Annotated in this window: 22 protein-coding genes; 16 read left to right on the top strand and 6 right to left on the bottom strand. The window is 41.9% G+C overall.

All coding sequences use genetic code 11. The features are described from left to right. Positions 1–9: 9 nt before the first annotated feature. The 3 genes from lpxL to coaBC all read right to left on the bottom strand — a co-directional run bounded on the left by lpxL (position 10) and on the right by coaBC (position 3,001). Positions 10–990: an LpxL/LpxP family Kdo(2)-lipid IV(A) lauroyl/palmitoleoyl acyltransferase gene (gene lpxL, locus AB4585_RS10930; RefSeq protein WP_017059266.1), complete on the bottom strand. Its 981-nt coding sequence runs from the start codon at positions 988–990 to the stop codon at positions 10–12. 39 nt (positions 991–1,029) lie between these two features. Continuing rightward, positions 1,030–1,620 carry a nucleoid occlusion factor SlmA gene (slmA, locus tag AB4585_RS10925; RefSeq protein ID WP_004741428.1) on the bottom strand — a complete coding sequence of 197 codons (591 nt, stop codon included), beginning with the start codon at positions 1,618–1,620 and terminating at the stop codon, positions 1,030–1,032. A 139-nt stretch (positions 1,621–1,759) separates the two neighbouring features. After that, on the bottom strand, positions 1,760–3,001 hold the full coding sequence (gene coaBC / locus AB4585_RS10920; protein WP_372149076.1) for a bifunctional phosphopantothenoylcysteine decarboxylase/phosphopantothenate--cysteine ligase CoaBC: 1,242 nt from the start codon (positions 2,999–3,001) through the stop codon (positions 1,760–1,762). A 223-nt stretch (positions 3,002–3,224) separates the two neighbouring features. Between coaBC and radC the strand changes: the two genes are divergently transcribed. The 11 genes from radC to AB4585_RS10865 all read left to right on the top strand — a co-directional run bounded on the left by radC (position 3,225) and on the right by AB4585_RS10865 (position 12,420). Continuing rightward, positions 3,225–3,899 (top strand): DNA repair protein RadC, encoded by a 675-nt coding sequence (radC, locus tag AB4585_RS10915; protein ID WP_029236389.1) that lies wholly within the window; start codon positions 3,225–3,227, stop codon positions 3,897–3,899. A gap of 291 nt (positions 3,900–4,190) precedes the next feature. Further along, entirely contained in the window at positions 4,191–4,427 is a 237-nt protein-coding gene (rpmB, locus tag AB4585_RS10910) for a 50S ribosomal protein L28 (RefSeq protein WP_004728407.1), read from the top strand. A gap of 13 nt (positions 4,428–4,440) precedes the next feature. Next, the gene (gene rpmG, locus AB4585_RS10905) at positions 4,441–4,608 is read left to right on the top strand and encodes a 50S ribosomal protein L33 (protein WP_002535344.1); all 168 of its coding nucleotides are present in this window, start codon (positions 4,441–4,443) and stop codon (positions 4,606–4,608) included. A gap of 204 nt (positions 4,609–4,812) precedes the next feature. Then, on the top strand, positions 4,813–5,337 hold the full coding sequence (locus AB4585_RS10900) for a hypothetical protein (RefSeq protein WP_372158117.1): 525 nt from the start codon (positions 4,813–4,815) through the stop codon (positions 5,335–5,337). Positions 5,338–5,339: 2 nt separating this feature from the next. Next, entirely contained in the window at positions 5,340–6,149 is an 810-nt protein-coding gene (gene mutM, locus AB4585_RS10895) for a bifunctional DNA-formamidopyrimidine glycosylase/DNA-(apurinic or apyrimidinic site) lyase (RefSeq protein ID WP_372169808.1), read from the top strand. A 189-nt stretch (positions 6,150–6,338) separates the two neighbouring features. Continuing rightward, complete coding sequence (locus AB4585_RS10890) at positions 6,339–7,454, top strand: O-antigen ligase family protein (protein ID WP_372155740.1); 1,116 nt, start codon at positions 6,339–6,341, stop codon at positions 7,452–7,454. Next, positions 7,451–8,401: a glycosyl transferase family 90 gene (locus AB4585_RS10885; RefSeq protein WP_372155739.1), complete on the top strand. Its 951-nt coding sequence runs from the start codon at positions 7,451–7,453 to the stop codon at positions 8,399–8,401. Before AB4585_RS10890 ends, AB4585_RS10885 begins: the two co-directional genes overlap by 4 nt. After that, entirely contained in the window at positions 8,398–9,453 is a 1,056-nt protein-coding gene (gene waaF / locus AB4585_RS10880; RefSeq protein WP_372155737.1) for a lipopolysaccharide heptosyltransferase II, read from the top strand. Before AB4585_RS10885 ends, waaF begins: the two co-directional genes overlap by 4 nt. A 13-nt stretch (positions 9,454–9,466) precedes the next feature. Continuing rightward, positions 9,467–10,786 (top strand): lipid IV(A) 3-deoxy-D-manno-octulosonic acid transferase, encoded by a 1,320-nt coding sequence (gene waaA, locus AB4585_RS10875; protein WP_372155736.1) that lies wholly within the window; start codon positions 9,467–9,469, stop codon positions 10,784–10,786. Continuing rightward, positions 10,783–11,523, top strand: a complete 741-nt coding sequence (locus AB4585_RS10870; RefSeq protein ID WP_102394578.1) for a glycosyltransferase family 25 protein — start codon at positions 10,783–10,785, stop codon at positions 11,521–11,523. Before waaA ends, AB4585_RS10870 begins: the two co-directional genes overlap by 4 nt. Positions 11,524–11,526: 3 nt before the next feature. After that, the gene (locus tag AB4585_RS10865; RefSeq protein ID WP_372155735.1) at positions 11,527–12,420 is read left to right on the top strand and encodes a hypothetical protein; all 894 of its coding nucleotides are present in this window, start codon (positions 11,527–11,529) and stop codon (positions 12,418–12,420) included. A 1-nt stretch (position 12,421) separates the two neighbouring features. On the opposite strand, the gene AB4585_RS10860 is transcribed toward AB4585_RS10865, so the two are convergent. Then, on the bottom strand, positions 12,422–13,144 hold the full coding sequence (locus tag AB4585_RS10860) for a 3-deoxy-D-manno-octulosonic acid kinase (RefSeq protein WP_102394576.1): 723 nt from the start codon (positions 13,142–13,144) through the stop codon (positions 12,422–12,424). A 71-nt stretch (positions 13,145–13,215) separates the two neighbouring features. Between AB4585_RS10860 and AB4585_RS10855 the strand changes: the two genes are divergently transcribed. From AB4585_RS10855 to AB4585_RS10835, 5 genes are read left to right on the top strand one after another with little or no spacing between them, the layout of a single operon-like run. After that, the gene (locus AB4585_RS10855) at positions 13,216–14,316 is read left to right on the top strand and encodes a glycosyltransferase family 9 protein (RefSeq protein ID WP_372155734.1); all 1,101 of its coding nucleotides are present in this window, start codon (positions 13,216–13,218) and stop codon (positions 14,314–14,316) included. After that, entirely contained in the window at positions 14,309–15,373 is a 1,065-nt protein-coding gene (locus AB4585_RS10850; RefSeq protein ID WP_372155733.1) for a glycosyltransferase family 9 protein, read from the top strand. The genes AB4585_RS10855 and AB4585_RS10850 overlap by 8 nt, the downstream gene beginning before the upstream one ends. Before the next feature lie 9 nt (positions 15,374–15,382). Then, positions 15,383–15,871, top strand: coding sequence for a pantetheine-phosphate adenylyltransferase (gene coaD, locus AB4585_RS10845; protein WP_122046770.1), 489 nt, complete (start codon positions 15,383–15,385; stop codon positions 15,869–15,871). 18 nt (positions 15,872–15,889) lie between these two features. Further along, the gene (locus AB4585_RS10840; RefSeq protein WP_372155742.1) at positions 15,890–16,846 is read left to right on the top strand and encodes a glycosyltransferase; all 957 of its coding nucleotides are present in this window, start codon (positions 15,890–15,892) and stop codon (positions 16,844–16,846) included. Continuing rightward, positions 16,836–17,723: a lipopolysaccharide biosynthesis protein gene (locus AB4585_RS10835; RefSeq protein WP_372155732.1), complete on the top strand. Its 888-nt coding sequence runs from the start codon at positions 16,836–16,838 to the stop codon at positions 17,721–17,723. Before AB4585_RS10840 ends, AB4585_RS10835 begins: the two co-directional genes overlap by 11 nt. Positions 17,724–17,773: 50 nt before the next feature. Here the strand turns inward: AB4585_RS10835 and lpxM are convergent, their stop codons facing one another. After that, positions 17,774–18,727, bottom strand: a complete 954-nt coding sequence (gene lpxM, locus AB4585_RS10830) for a lauroyl-Kdo(2)-lipid IV(A) myristoyltransferase (protein WP_102394571.1) — start codon at positions 18,725–18,727, stop codon at positions 17,774–17,776. Between the two features lie 75 nt (positions 18,728–18,802). Then, positions 18,803–19,744, bottom strand: a complete 942-nt coding sequence (gene rfaD / locus AB4585_RS10825) for an ADP-glyceromanno-heptose 6-epimerase (RefSeq protein WP_372155730.1) — start codon at positions 19,742–19,744, stop codon at positions 18,803–18,805. Positions 19,745–19,931: the final 187 nt, after the last annotated feature.

Below are 19,931 nucleotides of genomic sequence, written 5' to 3'. Positions count from 1 at the left end.
CAGTATTCATTATTTATAACGAATGCCGCGCTCCACTTCTGGGTCTTCCATGGTCTTAAAGCGCTTGTGCAGCCACATCCACTGTTCTGGTGCTCTTAAGATAATCTTCTCAAGGTAGCGGTTCATGTAGGCGGCAGCCGCTTTCTCATCTTTCTGTGGATAGTCATCTTCGATCGATTCATCGGCCATGATCTCATACTTGCCATCGGCATTTCTAAAACCAGAACCCGGAACAAGTGCGCATCGGCTCGTATAAGCCAGAATACTAGTGCCTGTTGTAGTACATGCATCTTCTACAGCGAAGAAAGGCACAAACACAGACTTGTTACGACCGTAATCATGATCCGGTAGGTAGAAAAGGATCTCACCCTGACGCAGGATTCGAATCATACGCTTCACGTCTTTACGGTGAATCAGGCGGTTGCCGTTTTGAGTACGACCACGGTATTGAATGAATTCATAAGCCGGATTGTTGTGCGGGCGATAAACACCTAAACCTGAAATACCGAGAACAGCCATTGCTCGCGCAGTGATCTCTAGGTTTAAGGCATGCACACAGCATAGAAGAACACCTTTACCGTTAGCTTTGTGCGTACGCAGTGTTTGGGTGTCTTTATCTACTAGGATGCGCTTGAAACGCCACGTTGGCCAAAACCAGGTAATGCCCGTTTCGATGAGTGCCATACCGGTGTTCTTGAAGTTCTCACTGACCATTGCCGCGACTTCATCTGCTGGCTTGTCTGGGAAGGCGAGCTCCAAATTACGTGTTGCTACCGCGACGCGCTTTTTACCATAGCGAGCCCCCAAAGAGCCTAACGATCGGCCTAACAGCAGTAAGAGGCGATAAGGGAGAACGTTAACGATAAGCGCCAATAACCCAAAACCGAACCATACTCCCCAGTATTTAGGGTGGAGTAACGCCAGAGTAAAGGGTGGCTTAGTAATAACATGTTGTGCAGTGCTGTTTGTCGGAGAAGTTTTCGTCGTCATAACCATCACTTAAGATTTGATTGCTACTTAATTTGATTGTTACTTAATCTGAGCGCTTAGCAGAGCCCAATAAGCATCAAAGTTTTCTGTTGGTTGATATTTGAAGTCTGAGCGAACAAATCGATTCAAGCTGCCTTCAACTTGACCGAGCAGTTGAGCGGCTAAGATTTTCTCATCAACCGGGAATGATTTCCCTTCACGAAGCTTTCTTTCACGCAGGATCTGGCGAAGTTGCGTCTCAATGCGTTCGAAAAGTTGGTTGATGCGATCACGCAGGCGTTCATTTTCAAACATTAGAGCATGACCAGATAAAATTCGAGTCAGGCCTGGGTTACGTTCTGAGAAAACTAAGATAAGTTGTAGTACTAGGCGTATGCGCTCTAGCGTGTCTTTCTCTTCATCCAGAATACGGTTGATTCGAGACATCAACGCTTCTTCAATGAACTCGATCAGGCCTTCAAACATGCGGGCTTTGCTTGGGAAGTGGCGGTATAACGCAGCTTCAGAAACACCCACTTGCTTGGCCAACTTTACCGTTGTGATACGAGAAGCACCTTCGGTCGATTCCAACATTTGTGCGAGAGCTTGTAGGATTTCTTCACGACGGTTTGATTTTCGAGTACCAGCCATCTATTTACTTCCTTTCCTAAAGATGAGGATTGAGTGAAGAAGGATTATAAACACCATTCAATTCTGTTTCCTAGTTTTGTAAGCCCTAGGTCAACAGAATCGAGAGGTGTCAGCAGATTATCAGAGCAAATTTGTGCGTTTATACATTAATAAGCTGTTGGATCTGATCGAGGATCTGGAAACCAAGTGTGTCTTTGCTTTCCAGTGGCAGAGATTTATCGCCGCCTTTCCAATAAAGGTGCAGCTCATTGCTACTGCTATTGAAGCCTTGGCCTTCAACTGAGACGTCGTTGGCGCAGATCATATCGAGGTTCTTTCTTTCCAGTTTACCGCGTGCGTACTTCTCAACATCTTGAGTTTCTGCTGCGAAGCCGACAGTAAATGGGCGACCTTCGGTCATTGAAGCGACAGAAGCGACAATATCTGGGTTTTTAACCATTTGAATGGTCATGTCGTCTTTACCGTCGACCTTTTTAAGCTTTTGGTCTGCAATGGTCTCAGGGCGGTAATCGGCAACTGCGGCGCAGCTGATGAAAATATCGTGTTGAGAAGCGTTAGCAGTAACGGCATCAAACATCTGTTGTGCGCTGTCGACATCAATACGATTAACTTTATTTGGCGTTGCTAATGAAACAGGGCCGCTGATTAGAGTCACTGTTGCGCCTTGTTTCGCGGCTGCTTTAGCCAGTGCATAGCCCATCTTGCCCGAGCTGTGGTTGGTAATGTAACGCACCGGGTCAATCGCTTCACGAGTCGGGCCTGCAGTAATAAGCACAGAACGGCCAGCAAGTGGCTTAGGTTGGAAGAAGTCTTCACAGCGATGCACGAGCTGCATTGGCTCTAACATACGACCCATACCGACATCACCACACGCTTGCTCGCCAGCCGCTGGCCCCCAAACTTCACAACCACGACGTTTTAGTGTCGCAATGTTCTCTTGAGTCGCAGGGTGGCTGTACATTTGTTGGTTCATTGCCGGAGATACCGCAACTGGCGCATCGGTTGCTAAAACCAAAGTGGTCAGTAGGTCGTTACCCATGCCCGCTGTCATACGAGCAATCAGGTCTGCGGTTGCTGGCGCTAGTAATACCAAGTCAGCCCACTTTGCGAGCTCGATGTGCCCCATGGAAGCCTCAGCAGCAGGATCAAGCAAACTATCAGACACTGGCCTTCCAGAGACGGCTTGCATGGTGAGAGGAGTGATGAACTCCTTGGCTGCATTTGTCATCACGACTTGTACTTGCGCCCCACGCTCAATTAAGCGTCGAGTCAGTTCGGCACATTTATACGCAGCGATACCACCACTAATGCCAAGTAGGATTTTTTTCCCAGCTAGGCCTTGTAGGTCAGCGTTATCCAGTTGATTAACCAATGTTTGCATGATTCTGTTCCTTAATTTCTCTGGGACTTACGATATCAGAACAAAGGATTAGTGCCTAGAAGCAGAACTCGAACAGAGTTGACGCTCATCAAGTTGGTGTTATCAAACTTATCAATTACACGATTTTGTTAGTGTCTCGTTTCCTTTGATCTCTATCGAAGGATCTCTGATTACGATCTCATTAAGGTGATGGGTTGTGTTCATGACCAATGATTGTCTTTATATGCCAATAGATAAAATACCTGCCGAATCGATGCCGAGAGAAAAGTTGTTAAATAGAGGGCCTGATTCTTTGAGTGATGCTGAACTGCTCGCGATATTCCTGCGAACAGGGACACAAGGAATGAACGTCTTGGAACTCGCTGACAAGTTGATCAAAGACTTTGGCTCACTCCGTCATCTTTTTTCAGCAACACAGGAAGAGTTTTGTGCTCATAAAGGGATGGGGCAGGCCAAGTATGTTCAATTGCAGGCTGTATTAGAGATGACGCAGCGTTATCTAGCAGAGACTTTATCTCGTGGAGATGCGCTTACGAGCCCTAGCCATACTAAGCTTTATCTTTCGAGCATGTTGCGTGATCGCCAGCGAGAAGCCTTCTATATATTGTTCCTCGATAACCAAAATAGGGTAATAAAGGACGAGGTGATGTTTGAAGGAACCATCGATGCCGCATCGGTTTACCCGCGGGAAGTGGTTAAACGGTCACTTCATCACAATGCGGCGGCATTAATCTTGGCTCATAACCATCCTTCGGGTGTTGCGGAACCCAGCCAAGCGGATAGGCGGATTACACGCCGATTAACCGATGCATTAGCGCTGGTGGACATACGAATACTCGACCATTTTGTGGTTGGAGATGGCGAAGTTGTCTCTTTTGCAGAGCGTGGATGGATTTGAATCACATTTTAGGTTGTTAGTTGCGTTAAATCTGCTATTATTCCGGCCACATTTTTAGACCTAAAATCAGCTCTGATTACTCAAGCAAGCTGCGCTGCACAAAAAAAGATCACGAAATCCGTAAAAAGGATCTGTTCGGGTCTTGAGCAATGCGTGTCAAGTTAGTATAATGCGCGACCTTTGATAGCCTTGTATGGATTTTCCATAACGGTTTTTACCTTCTATTTTAATTGATAGAGAGGTTCGGCCACCAAGGTTGATATCGAGCTGAAACGATTGGAGAAGACATTCATGTCCCGAGTATGCCAAGTAACTGGTAAGCGTCCAGTAACGGGTAACAACCGTTCACACGCACGCAATGCTACTAAGCGCCGTTTTCTGCCGAACCTACAAACTCATCGTTTCTGGGTAGAGAGCGAAAAACGTTTTGTTAAACTACGTCTAACTGCTAAAGGCATGCGTATCATTGATAAGAAAGGCATCGATGCTGTTCTTGTTGATATCCGTGCACGTGGCGAAAACGTTTAAGAGGAATTAAGCAATGGCTAAAGGCATTCGTGAGAAAATTCGTCTAGTATCTTCTGCAGGTACTGGTCACTTCTACACAACTGATAAGAACAAGCGTAACATGCCAGGCAAATTTGAGATCAAAAAGTTTGATCCAGTAGTTCGCCAACACGTTATGTACAAAGAAGCTAAAATCAAGTAATTGATGCTTTTTTTGCTCTTCTTCAGTAGAAGAAAGAATTGAAAAACCCAGTTTAATCGCTGGGTTTTTTTATATCTACAATTTGAGGAACTCAATTATTCTTGCTTGATATAGCCTCTGATAGATAGAAATCTGTACAACATAGAAAGTATTGCCACTTTCACGATATACTGAATGTTCAATAGGTTAGATGAGCAGAATCAGATGAGATATCGTGGACGCCGGTGGAACAACATACTCATGTTCAGTGTGATCGCTTTTATTGGCGTGTTAAACCTTCCAACATTGATCAAAGCGTACCTTATCGAACCTGAGCCTCAGGTTGAGAGCCCTTATCCTTATCTCCTGAACCCAACAGCAAAGCTTCAAGCGTTACACTTTGCTAAGTGGTCTGTCATTCAACAAGATAATCAATGGGTTTACCAGTTCGAAGATACTGACTTTCCTCAAGCCACCAATGCACAAGAGCTGTCACAACGTTGGAAAGAGCTTGTGGGCACGGAAGTCGACTCACAGACCTACACAGACCTTACGCCTCGGTTAAATACACCACACACCATCGAAGTATGGTATCAAGACCAAGAAGAGCCCCAGCGTATTACCTATTATCAATTGCCTGAGTTCTGGTTGTTAAAAAACTGGAATGATCAGTGGTTGGCGGTGTCTATTGAAGAGAGCTACCTGTTTCCAAGCTTTAACGCTAACCACTCCTCTAAATCGGACGACTAACTATGCCTGAATTACCCGAAGTCGAAGTAAGCAGAATGGGGATCTCGCCTCATTTAGTCGGTGAGACCATTAAAACCCTTACTTTTCGCACGCCTAAATTGCGTTGGGATATCCCTCAAGAACTTAAGCGATTAGAAGGGCAGGTGATTCGCTCTATTTCACGCCGAGCTAAGTACCTATTGATAGAAACTGATACCGGAACAGCCATTGTTCACCTTGGGATGTCTGGCTCACTGCGCGTGTTAGATGCTGACTTCCCAGCAGCAAAGCACGATCACGTGGATCTTAAGCTCACTAATGGAAAAGTACTACGCTACAACGATCCACGTCGTTTTGGCGCTTGGCTGTGGTCTGCTCCCGACGAAACACACCCTGTGTTACTCGGTTCTGGTCCTGAGCCGTTAACGGACGACTTTAACGCTGATTACATCGCTGAGAAAGCAGAAAAGCGTAAAGTTGCCGTCAAACAGTTCATTATGGACAACAAAGTGGTGGTGGGAGTGGGAAATATCTACGCCAATGAAGCGCTATTTTCTTCACGTATTAATCCTTTGCGCCCTGCAAGCAAAGTCACAAAAGAAGAGTGGGTCTTGTTAACCCAAGAGATCAAACAAGTACTTGCTACTGCTATTAAACAAGGTGGCACTACACTAAAAGACTTCGCTCAAGCAGATGGTAAACCAGGATACTTCGCACAAGAGCTACAAGTTTATGGAAAAGCAGGCGAAAAGTGCCCTAATTGTGAAGCTCTGATTCAAGAGCTAAAAATAGGGCAGAGGAACACGTTTTTTTGCTCTAGTTGTCAGCTATAGATGTGTAGCCCTCAATACAAAGGTTGATATCACTTGAAGCTGTGTCTATAGCACTTTATCTGATAAAATTGCCGGAACTATTTTTATTATTACTTTGGAATTATGTTGTCTTCATTTCTAAAGGCAGAGTCTATCTCTAGATCTCTGTTACTAATTCCTTACCTATGGTTAGCTATAGGTATTATTTGGATGCCTCAGGGCAACAAACCTTTGGTAGCTTTGGTTTTGGCTGCCGCTATTGTTCATATATTTACTTATGGCTTGTTCCAGATTAAGTCCAACTTTAAAAGTAATGTTTGGCTATGGGGAACTCTATTTACTGGGATATTTACTGTAATAGGCTATGTTACTTATGGCGCCAGTTCTCAAGAATTGAGAGGTTTCCTTGTTACTACTGTACTCTTGTGCTTGCTCCCTCAAAAGCAACTTCTCAATGCAAAGCTATCTCAATATTTACTTTTTAGTGCGGCTTTGGCATGTTTAGCTTTGTCATGTTGGTACTTTTTTATTTATCCGACCGAGCGAATATTTTGGCCAACTAATCCAATCCCGCTAGCAACACATCAAGGTTTAATATCCATGCTTTCAGTAGGGGCATTATTGACAAAGTTCAAAGGTAAAATCGCCTGGATGTTAGTTTTAAGTGCGATTATTTCCGGTTTTTCTTTGATCTTAACGCAATCTAGAGGGGTTATTTTAGGGGGTGGAATTCTATATATCGTAATAGGCTTAATTCTACTTTACCAAAGAAAAATAAGCATAAAAATCATATTACTATCGTTAACTTTGTGTTTTGGTGCTGTTTTTTTCTCTAAAGAGGCTATTGTCGAGCGTTACGACCAGACATGGAAGGAGATCAGCGAAATTGAACAAGGTGACCTCAATTCATCAATAGGTCTCAGATTGCAGATGTATCAAGCTGGCATTGAACTTTTTGAAAGTAGTCCTATATTAGGGCATGGATCATTTAATCGAGAGCATATTGAAGAGAATATACCTGGGTATACACCTATGGCTTATAGCTATATTTCAGAAGGGCATTTACACAATAACTATATTGATAAACTAGCGCGCTCTGGAATTATAGGTTTAAGTATCTTTTTGTTCTTTATTTTCTATCCAGTATATTTGGGGCTGAGAAAGTATCCCGACTTATTTTGGTTGTTTAGCTTGCCTTCTATCCACTACGCTGTGGCCAGTTTAACAGATTCACCTTTTAGAAATGGCGATGCTCTCGTTGTATATTTAATTGTCACCGGAACTTTAGTTCATTATGCAAAAATAAAATATAAAGAGAAACTATGAAGATATTTTATTATTTAAAACATGCCTTGCTCTCTATCGCACCTAGTCTGTATTTTTCAAAACAGTTTGAAAAGCTGGAAAAGTCATATTCCGATCAAGCTGATTATATAAAAAGCAGAGTAAATTATTACGTAAAAGGGCTCGGTGACTTTGATAAGGCTAGTTTAAATTGCGAAATTAAGAATTATTCTCGAAAGGGTTACACATCTTATTACTTTGATCTTAAAGAGTTTCTTTATTATTTTCCAAAGTACTTTCGTTTCAGTTACTACTTTGGTGATGAAACACATATCGAGCCAGTTCCAACTTTATTTAAAGCTCGTCCGGTTAATGGGAACAATAGTAAATCTGTACTCTTCAAGTTAGATAAGCGTCGTCATTTTCGATTCGTAAATGATAGTTTAAGCTTTGCTGATAAAAAAAATATGGCCGTGTTTCGTGGTGCTGTGACTCAACCACATAGAATTCGTTTTATGGAAGCTCTGTATGGTCATCCACTGATGAATGCTGGTCAATCGAATACTTCAGAGCAAAACCCAGAGTGGCAACAGCCATTTATGACAGTAGAAGATCAGCTTCAGTACAAATTCATTATTTGCCTTGAAGGGAACGATGTTGCATCAAATTTGAAATGGGCAATGTCTTCAAACTCGCTTGTCGTTACTCCAAAAATGAAATTTGAAACGTGGTTTATGGAAGGCACTTTGCAGCCAGGCATACACTATGTAGAGGTGAAGGATGACTGGTCGGATTTTGAGCAAAAAATTCAATACTATTTAGACAACCCTAAAGAGTCTGAACAGATGATCAAGAATGCGCATAAATACCTTGCTCCTTTCCAGGATGAACAACTAGAAAAATTGGTTTGCATTAAAACACTTCAAGAATATTTTAGACTATCTGGCCAAGCTATTAACGAACACGCTATTAACGAGCAAGACAAATGAAAATTCTGATTATTGGCCCGTCATGGGTTGGAGACATGGTGATGTCTCAAGGCTTATATATCGAGTTGCAAAGACAGTATCCTGACGCAAAAATTGATGTTTTAGCGCCAGCATGGTGTAAGTCTATTTTGGAAAGAATGCCACAAGTCAATCAAGCTCTTGAAATGCCACTAGGGCATGGGCAATTTGATCTGAAATCTCGTTATAAGATCGGCAAATCGTTGAGGGAAGTACAGTACGATAAAGCGTACGTATTACCTAACTCCGCGAAATCAGCTTTAATTCCCCTGTTTGCACGCGTTCCTGAACGAGTTGGCTGGAAAGGTGAAATGCGTTTTGGTTTGCTTAATGACGTTAGAACCAATAAAAAAGCGTTTCAATACATGTTAGAGCGATATGTAGCGTTAGCGCACCCTAAAGCTGAAATGACGGGTAGTGGTTGTTTAGGTGAATTGTCATCATTACCTTTTCCAAGCCTACAAGTTGTTGACTCCAGCCAACAAAAGGCTATGGAGCAATTTGGTTTAAACAATCAAAGGCCTGTCCTTGGTTTATGTCCTGGTGCTGAGTTTGGCCCTGCGAAACGTTGGCCTGATAATCACTTTGCAACAGCAGCGACAGCGATGATAAAGCAAGGTTACCAAGTGTGGTTGTTTGGCTCGGCTAAAGATCGAGAAGTAACCCAAAAGATAATCGAACAAGTCCCTGTTAATATGCAGCAGTATTGCTTCAATTTAGCTGGAGATACGAGCTTAATTCAGGCTGTAGACTTGATCGGGGCTTGTCGTACTGTCGTTAGCAATGATTCTGGGCTGATGCATGTAGCCGCCGCGGTGGGCTGTAATGTCGTGGCTGTTTATGGCTCTAGTTCACCTAAATATACGCCTCCGCTAACGAACAAACTGGCGATCATCAATACCGATATTGAGTGCCGACCTTGCTTTGAACGAACTTGTCCCAAGCAGCACCTAAAGTGCCTAACTGAGTTAATGCCGAGTAGAGTCATTAGTGCTATTGAGCAGTTTGATGTTATTTCTCAAGGCAAAATATAAATAAGGTCGTTATATGAGCATCGTCGTTCGTTTGGCCTATACTGCGCTACTTTTCCTTGTTAGCCCTATTCTGCTTTGGGGCTTATATCGCTCCAAAGCAAACAAGCCGCCTTTTGGTCATCGCTGGAAAGAGCATTTCGGATTTACACCGCCTATTAAGAATAGACAATCGGGTGTGATTTGGATTCATGCCGTTTCAGTAGGGGAAGTGCTGGCGAGTAAGAAGTTAGTTGAACAACTGGCGATACAAAACCCAGATAAAAGAATACTGATCACTACAACAACGAGTACAGGCGCTGAGCAGGTAGAAAAGATGAGCGGTTCGATTAGCCACCGTTATATGCCTATTGATTTTAGTTGTTGTGTTCAACGTTTTATCAACCGCATTCAGCCAGACAACATGCTCATTATTGAAACGGAATTATGGCCGAACACCATTAACACCGTTGCTAAAAATGATATTCCGATGATATTAGTCAATGGACGATTATCAGAAAAATCAGCCAGTAATTATCAAAAAATGAGTTCGTTAATTTATCCGACAATTTCTAAGTTAAGTTTAATATTGACGGTACACTCTGATGATAAATCTCGATTTGAGTTACTAGGTGCGCCGAGCGAAAAAGTCATTGTCACAGGGTCAATTAAGTACGATGTGTCGATTGATAATAATGTAATCGCACAAGGCGAGCATCTTAAAGATATTTTGGGGCAGGGTAGGCAGATTGTTGTCGCCGCGAGCACTCATGCGGGCGAAGATGAACAAATATTTAGAGCTTATCAACAAGCCAAAAGAGAACTGCCAAAATTACTCTTAGTGATAGTACCTCGTCACCCTGAACGGTTTGATTCAGTTGCTGAATTGGCCAAAAGCCAAGGCTTAGTTTTGGTTCGTCGAACCGAAGTTGTTGACGAGTTACCGCTCGATGTCGACGTCTACTTGGGGGATACGATGGGAGAGCTTATGGTTATGCTTTCTGCGAGCGATCTTGTTTTTATGGGAGGAAGCCTACTTGGAAAGAAAGTAGGAGGGCATAACTTCATCGAACCTGCGCTGCTTCAAAAATACTGCTTAACAGGGCCGAGCTATTTCAATTTTGCAGACCTGGCGAATCAATTGATCGACTCGAGCGCACTGTCTGTTGTAGCCGATGAGAATGAGCTTGCTTTACAAATGATCAGTGCATTATCCAAGCCTAAAGAGTTAATTGAAAAAGGGCGAATAGGCTATGGTATAGTTCAACAGAATCAAGGTGCGTTACAACAAACACTCCAATTGATACATCATTCAGCCACCAATAATCAGTCAACCAATATTGAGACATCACCATGATCAAAACTTTTGTTATTCATGTAAGCAAAGGCTACGAAGAACGTAGAAAACATATAGATAAGCACCTGCCAGAAGTGGGCATCACTGATTACGAATATATGTTAGCTGGTGATATCGATGATCTATCTGATGACGTTAGAAATGGTTTTTTTGACGATTCACTGAGACTCCCTGAGAAGTCTTGCTTTTATAAGCACTACTTAGTGATGAAAAAAGTCGTAGAAGAACAAATTCCACAAGTATTAGTGTTAGAAGATGATGCTTTTTTAAATAGCGATTTTATTGAGCAACTAGAAGCTTTCCAAAGCGAGCTTGCTGGTGAAGAAAAGTATCTTGTAAATATTGAAGAGGCGTCGAGCTTAGTACCTGCATCAGTAAGAGTACCAAATCAGCACCTGTACTTGTGTAAAACGAACAAGCTTACTGGTGGTTTGCTTTATGACCTTAGTTTTGCTCGCGCAATGGTAGAGCATATGGAAAACAATATAACCGACGCACCTATTGATGGTTATATTGGTAATGAACGAACGACATTAGAGTACAATATTTTTTGGACACACCCACCTTTGGTTCGTCAGGGCAGTAAAACCGGTGCATTTGATAGTGAGTTGAGTGGTAGAACTTCAGGGCTTTATGCGACGGTTAGAAGTTGGTTTAAAGAGGGATACCGAACTCATGTTCGAAGCCATGTCAGCAGCAAGCACAAAGCACTTTTTAAAAATATTACGAAGTACTAAATTATGAAATCAGAATTGGCTAGAAAACACTTAACATTTGTCATTTATGGCAATGATAGAACTTACTATCAAGGCGCAAGGTTTTGCATTTTGTCTTTTTTAGCCAATTGGGTTGAGGCAAATGGAACTCGGCCTGAAATTTCTGTTCTAGCGGAAGAGCCTGAGCACTTCGCTAATATGCTAATTAAAGTGTTTCCGATATCGCCTGATCAAAAGGCTGAATGGAGTCTAGACAATACTTATCACTTTAGAATCAAGAACCGCGGCTTAAAATATCTTTGTGATAATTTAGAGTTGAGTCCTGAAGATAAACTGCTTTTTCTAGATACAGATACGTACTTTAACGTGCCAACAAACGTTTACTTCGACTCTATATCGGATAAAAACGCGTTACTGTTTTGCTCAGAAGTAAACATCAATACTTTGCCAAGCACCAATGAGTATGCACATATCAGAGATAGAGATATAGAACTTATGGATGGCAGTGTCTACCGCACCAATCCAGACTCAGTTATGTGGGCGTCGGCAGTCATTGGTATTACAGGAAAACACACATCGGCTTTTGATTATGCCGATGTGTTGATTCAAGCGTTACGTCAAGAAGGGTGTGAGGCACACACTTTAGAGCAGTTTGCGTTATCTGAAGCGCTCTCTACACAGGTGAATATTGAACCAGCGAAAGCTTGGCTCAATCATTATTCAACGAGTGGACGAAAAGACTGGGCGAGAACGGTGTTGGAACAGTTCTTTGAAGAACATGGAGATAAACCATTTGAAGAGCAAATACGCTTAGCTACAGAAGTGTCCTTCAAGCGCCCTCTTGCTGAAGTGATTCGAGGGCATATCTATAAAAAGAAAAAGAAACTTCGTAAGTTATTTGGTTTGAAAGAAGAATAAATCATAGACTCTCAAGGGTACTAACTTTGTACCCTTGTTCAATTTGTGAAAAATCAAAGTGCTGAGCATCAATCCTTCCTAATCGAACTTCTTTTTCGAATGAACGCTTAAGTCGCTTTAAATTACTCTCTTTCCAGTTGCTGCCTGTCTGCGTTAGGCATTTATCAAAATCGATAATCCAAACCTTGCCGGCTTTATCAACGAGAATGTTATGGATATTGAGGTCGGTATGATTGACCCCGGCATCGTGCATTTTTCGAATTTGATGACCTATATCGTTGAAATGGGAATCGGATAGTTTTTTGTTCGACAATATCTTTACTAAGTCTTCTGCGTCGGAAATCTTTTCAATTAAAATGTCGGCTTTGTAAATGAGCCCTTCTTGCGAAACTTTCGCAGCAACGGGTGTCGGGACATTAACTTTATGTGTAGCTAGAAGCTCAAGTAACATTAGCTCTTGGTATGCTCGTGAGCTCTCTAATCCAGTAAATAAATAGCTGTCTCTAACTAGCTTTCCAAACAAGCCGCCGCGATGATAATGTCGAAGAGCGAAATCGCTTTTTTCTCCCTTAACAAACCATGTTGTTCCTCTACCTTGAGCGTGCCCCAGTATTGCTTGATTCGCCTTCCAATAATCCACAGAAAAAGCCAATTCAACGTCTTCGGTGAGTAACTTAGGGTTATACCAGTACGTTGTTTTATGGATTTGCTTTGTTGTAAACATGAATCACTGTCTCGTATTGGGGAGTTTATGGCATACTTGGTAGAACAGTATATCAAACGCCGAACAGATTAATGAACGATTCATGTAGTTACCAAAAAATATTAGTTGTTGCCACTCATTGCATTGGTGATAGTTTGTTGATCTCTGCTTTTACCCATAGTCTGAGAAAAGCGTTTCCGACCGCCACAATAGATGTTTTAGTTAATGCTAGAGGGGAGATGGTTTTTGGTACCAATCCAGACGTTGACTCTTTAGTTGAAATTCCGCCAAGAGCATCAATTAAGGACTATTACCGGATTTTAAAAGCGCATGGTCGATATGATTTAGTCATCAATGAAATGCTTAATGATAGAACCGCTATCTATAGTTTTATCTTTGGCAAGAAAAGACTGGGTGCAATTGATGAATCGCTTTCTGGAGCATGGGTTAAAAAATTAATTTATACTCATTACATTAAAGAACAGCATCGCTTTGAGCATAAAATGAGTCGCGTTGCTCGTATGCTGGATACCATAGATGTTAATTGTATTGCACGGCTTGTATCTCCCGAAGAGTTATTACCTTCAGCGGTTCAACAGAAATTGCCCTCAAACTACATTGTTGTGCATGCGCCATCCTCCAACGAAATTAAGCAGTGGCCAGTCTCGTATTGGGTTGAAGTCATCAATCGTCTGATATCTGCAGGTTATAATATTGTCTTATCTGGCGCTAAATTAGAACGAGACGAGACCATTGTGGAACAAATCATTAGCCAAGTTCCTGAGTCGAATCAGTTGGTCAGTGTTTTGGGGGAATTAACATTGGCTCAAACCTCTGTATTAATTAAACACAGTGATGGTTTTGTTGGACCTGATAGTGGTCCGGGTCACCTCGCGTCAGGTTACTCTATCCCAATTGTATCTATTATTAGTGTGGCGCCAGCAAGCATGTGGTCACCTTGGCCATATGAAGAGCCAATTGTTGTAACGAACAATTTATACAGCAATGGTGTTAGCTCCCAAAGAGTCGCCAATATTAGACTTGTGCAATCTGAACGTAACTGCGTCCCTTGTTATAAAAACAGATGTCAAATTAGCGATGATGTCTATTCGCCATGCCTTCAAGATATCAAGCCAGATAACGTTGTTTCTGCTGTCCTAGAAATGATGCCATTGGAACCGATCAATGAATAACGCTCTTTCTGCTCCAAAATCTATTTGTATTCTGCGTTTATCTGCTATTGGTGACGTTTGTCATGCCCTTTCTGTGGTGCAACTGATTCAATCTACTTATCCAGAATGTCAGATCACGTGGGTGATGGGAAAAGTCGAAGCTCAATTGCTTGGTGATATATCTGGAATTCAAGTTGTTGTGTTTGATAAAAAACGCGGCTTAAAAGGAATGAAAGAAGTATGGGGAACTCTGCGTTCAACTCGGTTTGATTATTTGCTGCATATGCAAGTTGCACTAAGAGCCAGTCTGTTAACGTTAGGAATAAATGCAAAAGTAAAACTTGGTTTTAGTTGGACACGTGCCAAAGAGGGGCAGTGGCTCTTTACTAATCGCAAGCTGCCAAAAACGGACGCATTTCATGTGTTAGATAATTTCTCTGAATTTGCTTACTTTTTGGGATGTCCCAAACAGGTGCCGACATGGGATCTTGCTTTGTCTGATGAAGATCAAAGACTATCGATGGAGCTTGCGCATGAGCCGTATATTGTTATTAGCCCTGCCGCGAGTAAAGATGAGAGAAACTGGTTAGTTGAGCGCTATGCCGCTGTCGCCGATTATGCCTATCAGTTAGGCTTTAAGGTGGTTTTTTGTGGTGCTCCAACGGATAGAGAGCGCAATTTAACCGACAATATATCCCAGTACATGACATCACCTTGTATTAACTTAGTAGGCTCAACCTCGTTAAAGCAGCTTACCGCAGTGATTGGTAAATCCAGTGTTGTGATCGCTCCTGATTCAGGGCCTGCACACATTGCGACGACTCAATGTGTCCCCGTGATTGGTTTGTATGCACACAGTAACCCAATACGAACAGGGCCTTATCATAGTTTAGACAGTGTGGTTTCTGTGTATGAACAGGTTGCTGAAGAGCAACACGGTAAAGCGGTTGACGAGCTTCCATGGGGAACCCGAGTAAAAGGAAAAGATCTTATGGCTCTTATTTCTACAGAATCGGTGATTGAGCAGCTAGACCGTGTATTAGGCCGATTGAAAAACAAGAAAACATCCAGTGAATAAAGGAATGTCATGAAAATAGCAATATACCCAGGTACTTTTGATCCAGTGACTAACGGCCACTATGACTTAATTAAACGTGCCGCATGTATGTTTGAAAAGCTTGTCATTGGTGTCGCAGAGAGCCCAAGTAAAGCCACCTTATTTAGCTTAGATGAGCGGGTGGCCTTATTGCGAGAAACTTGCCATGAATTACCTAATGTCTCCGTCGAGGGTTTTAGCGGCTTGCTGGTTGATTTTGCGACCGAGCAAAATGCCTCAATTTTGGTGCGTGGCTTAAGAACAACAATGGACTTTGAGTATGAATTTGGTTTGACGACAATGTATCGTCGATTAAAACCAGAACTAGAGAGCCTGTTTTTGACACCTTCAGAAGAGTTTGCTTTTTTATCATCAACATTGGTTCGTGAAGTCGCTATTCATGGTGGAGAAATAGAGCAATTTGTTCCAGAGTGTGTTCATCAAGCTGTTGTCGCTAAAGTAAAAGCTTTTAAAAATTAAGTTATTATGAATATTTTAATGTATACAAGAGCCACGTTACCTGTGGTGAATTATGGTGGAACCGAACGAGTCATTTGGGACTTAGTTTATGCTTTGCATCTTGCCGGGCACCGAGTGACGCTGCTTGCTGGCAAAGGAACAAAGTGTGCTTGGGCGAGAGTCATAGAATATCAACCGAATGTACCACTGCAAAGTCAGCTTCCAAATGATATTGATGTTGTGCATTTCCACTCTGATCTTGAGCCTATCTCTTATCCATACATTTTAACGCAGCATGGTAATTCAGACGGTCCTATTGACCCTAATACCGTCTTTGTTTCTTCTCAGCATGCAAAAAATCATGGTGCACAAGCTTATGTTTACAATGGCTTGAATTGGGACAACTACCAAAAGCCTAACTTTAACTTAAAACGTGAACGTTTCCATTTTCTTGGGAAAGCGGCGTGGCGAGTTAAAAATGTTCAAGGTGCCATTGATATTACCAAGAAAGCTGGCCAGCAGCTTGATGTCTTGGGCGGCCATCGATTGAACCTAAAAATGGGTTTTAGGTTAACGCTAGATCGTCATGTTCGTTTTTTAGGGATGGTGGACGATACAACGAAATCTCAGATCATGACTCAGTCAAAAGGTCTGATATTCCCCGTGACTTGGCATGAACCGTTTGGCTTAGCGATTACAGAAAGTTTGTATTTTGGTTGTCCAGTGTTTGGTACACCCTATGGCTCACTGCCGGAGTTAGTTTCTAGTGAGGTAGGTCTTTTATCGAGCTGTGAACAAGAGCTCGTAGAAGGGATCTTAAATTCTGACACCTATGATTCAGCTCGTTGTAATGAATACGCGAGAGATCAATTCAATGCCAATGTCATGGCTGCAGCGTATGTTAGTTATTACGAGAAGGTAGTTGAAGGTAGTAAAGCCAATAGTGCATTAGGAAGTATTGTCGAGTCTTTTAAAAGGTTGCCTTATGAACGATAAATTGAAACCGAAACTGGTTTTTGTAGGCTATAAGCAACAGTATGAAAAACTAGAAATTGACGTCCTATCGTCTGATTATGAAAAGCATCATATTTTCCTAAGTAAGTGGCTAGTTAAATTAGTTTCCTTTTTATTTTTCTATAGTAAAAAACATTATCATGAGGCTTATGGAGCGATCATAAGACGAAAAATAAAGGCACTAAATGGCTTCGATGTAATATTCACCACCGATTCTCTGAGAGATATAAAGTCGATATCAAAGATTGACGGGAGGAAGGTGATTGTTTTTAGAAATGTCACAGATGGAAGCCTGAACCATCACCTAAAAGGTTTTGAAACATATACTTTTGATGAAGGTGATGCAGCAAAGTATGACTTTAAGCATATTTACCTACCTATGCCTCAACTAAAAATCATCGGTGAGATAGAAAGAACATCTGATTTCGATGTTTCTTTTGTCGGCATGGATAAAGGAAGGAAAGAAAAGGTTCAGAAAATAAAAGATGCATTAGATGGTTTTAAGTGCAATTTTATTGTTTTTGACAAGAAACCGTCTTATTCCTATGTTGAATACCTAACCGTGATGCTCAATACCAAATGTGTATTGGAAATGGTTCTTGATGGACAGACGTCTGATACAATGAGGGTTAAAGAGGCGTTGTACGCCAGAAAGAAAGTTATAACGAATAATACGAGTCTTTATAATCACCCTTTATACTCAAAAGATAACTTTCTTATATTTGACTGTCTAAATGAACTTACTGGTAATATTGAAGGCTTTATTTCTAGCGAGTTTGACGAATCAGTTTTGATTAAGCTTGAAGATTACACTGTTGATGGTTTTTATCACAAGCTACTAACGGACAATGGTGAATGATTAGTTAGAACTTCTAACTAATCAATAGAATCGATATGTCTACGTGTAGGTTAATAACCCACATATGGATCTTGTCCATTCCTGCGTGTTTTTAACAACTTTAAAATCCACATGTACTGTTCAGGTCTAGGGTTAACAAAACCTTCAACGACTTCATTCATTGCCCTAGCGTCTTGATGTTCATCGCCGGATAGCTCAATGGGTGCTTTGATTTCAATTTCGTATTTACCCGTCTCAATATTATAGTTGGCAAAGGTTGGAACGATCTTCGCTCGGCTTACTTTTGCTAGTTTTCCAAGTCCAGGTAAGGTTGCTTTTTCAGTCGCAAAGAAGTCTGAGAATACACTTTGCTCTGGGCCATGGTCTTGATCTGGCAGGTAATATCCCAAGTAGCCATCTTTGACTGATTTGATAAAAGGTTTAATACCGCCACTGCGATCATAAACTCGCCCGCCATACTGAACTCTTTGCTTGTGCATGAGCCAATCGGTCAGAGGGTTTTTCTGGCTATTTGCCATCGCAGAAACGGGTAAGCCTCTTGAAGCTAAAAGGATAGCCGGAATGTCGATGCACCAAGAGTGAGGTACGAGCAAAATAGCACTTTGATTGTCTTTTTGCAGCTGCTGTAAGTGTTCTAATCCAATGATTTCTGAGTGTTTTTCAAGCCAACGTTTACTGCGTAATGATATGGCAGGAAAACCAAGTAAAAAGGCACCAGCAGTTGTTAGGCAATTGGTTAGAATAGTTTCACGCTCTTGAACAGACTTTTCTGGAAAACAAAGCGCGAGGTTTATACGTGCCTTTTGTACTGATCCACGTTGCTTCTTCGTCATTTTTGTCGCCACGAATTTTGCTATGGCTACTCGAATCGAGTTTGGCAGCAAAGAAATGGGCAGGCATAGGCATAGCCCGAGCCAAGTTCCCCAGTGTTTTGGTGATAAAAACGCACTGGTGAATTTAGGGTTGTATGCTTTAGGATCGTAGTCGTCGCGTTGAGTTGTCACTGTAAACCTTTAACTGGCGATATAGATTGAACAAGCTAACAGTATACCGTTAGCTTGTTTTCGGGAGAGTGTAATCTAGCGATTAACTGACTGCATGTACTCGCTGACGCCTTCAGCAACCGATTTAAATTGAATATCGCAACCTGCATTACGAAGCTTGGTCAAGTCAGCTTGGGTGAACTCTTGGTAAGCACCTTTCAAATGCTCGGGGAAAGGAATCGTTTCAATCTCGCCTTTACCATGGTGTGTGATTACTGCTTTTGCGACTTCTTCAAACGACTCAGCATTGCCGGTGCCTAGGTTGAAAATACCTGAAACACCGTTTTCTAAGAACCACAGCTTTACCGCTGCGACATCACCCACATACACAAAATCACGCTTGAAGGTTTCGCTTCCTGCGAATAATTTCGGGTTTTCACCTGCGTTCATTTGATTGTTTAGGTGGAAAGCGACAGAAGCCATGCTGCCTTTGTGCTGTTCACGTGGGCCGTAGACATTGAAGTATCGAAAACCAGTGATTTGAGAAAGCGTTTCGTTGTGCGCGGCTGCATCTGCAGTTAAGCGACGCACATAGTTATCAAATTGCTGTTTTGAATAACCGTATACGTTTAGCGCGCCTTCGTACTGCGGCTCTTCGATAAAAGTATCGGTTTCACCATAAGTGGCAGCAGAAGAAGCATACAAGAAGGGGATCTCACGCTCGATACAGTAATGTAGTAACTCTTTAGAATATTCATAGTTGTTGAGCATCATGTATTTGCCATCCCACTCGGTGGTTGCAGAGCATGCACCTTCATGGAAAACAGCCTCAATGTGACCGAAATCATCACCAGCCATCACTTGAGTTAGAAAGTCATCACGATCCATGTAATCGGTGATATCTAGGTCAACCAGGTTCTTAAATTTTTTGCCATCTTTTAAGTTGTCGACAACTAGAATATCGTTGTGGCCTGCTTCATTGAGCGCCTTAACAATATTGCTGCCAATCATGCCTGCACCACCAGTTACGATAATCATATTTCTTCCTACTTTTTTGAATACAAACTCACACGAGTATAGCAAGGAACAAACGAAGCGAGCTAGCGGAATAATTCTTTAACATAGTCTTGTCACTATATTTAACCGTCAGAGTATTTTGAGGGATTTCCCATTAATTAGGAGCTTGTGATGAAACTAGTTGTGATACATAGACAGAACCTTAAGC

The sequence above is a fragment of the Vibrio sp. 10N.222.49.C9 genome (genome assembly GCF_041474985.1).
GTDB lineage: Bacteria > Pseudomonadota > Gammaproteobacteria > Enterobacterales > Vibrionaceae > Vibrio > Vibrio crassostreae_C.
This window is presented reverse-complemented; position numbering and strand designations above follow the sequence as displayed.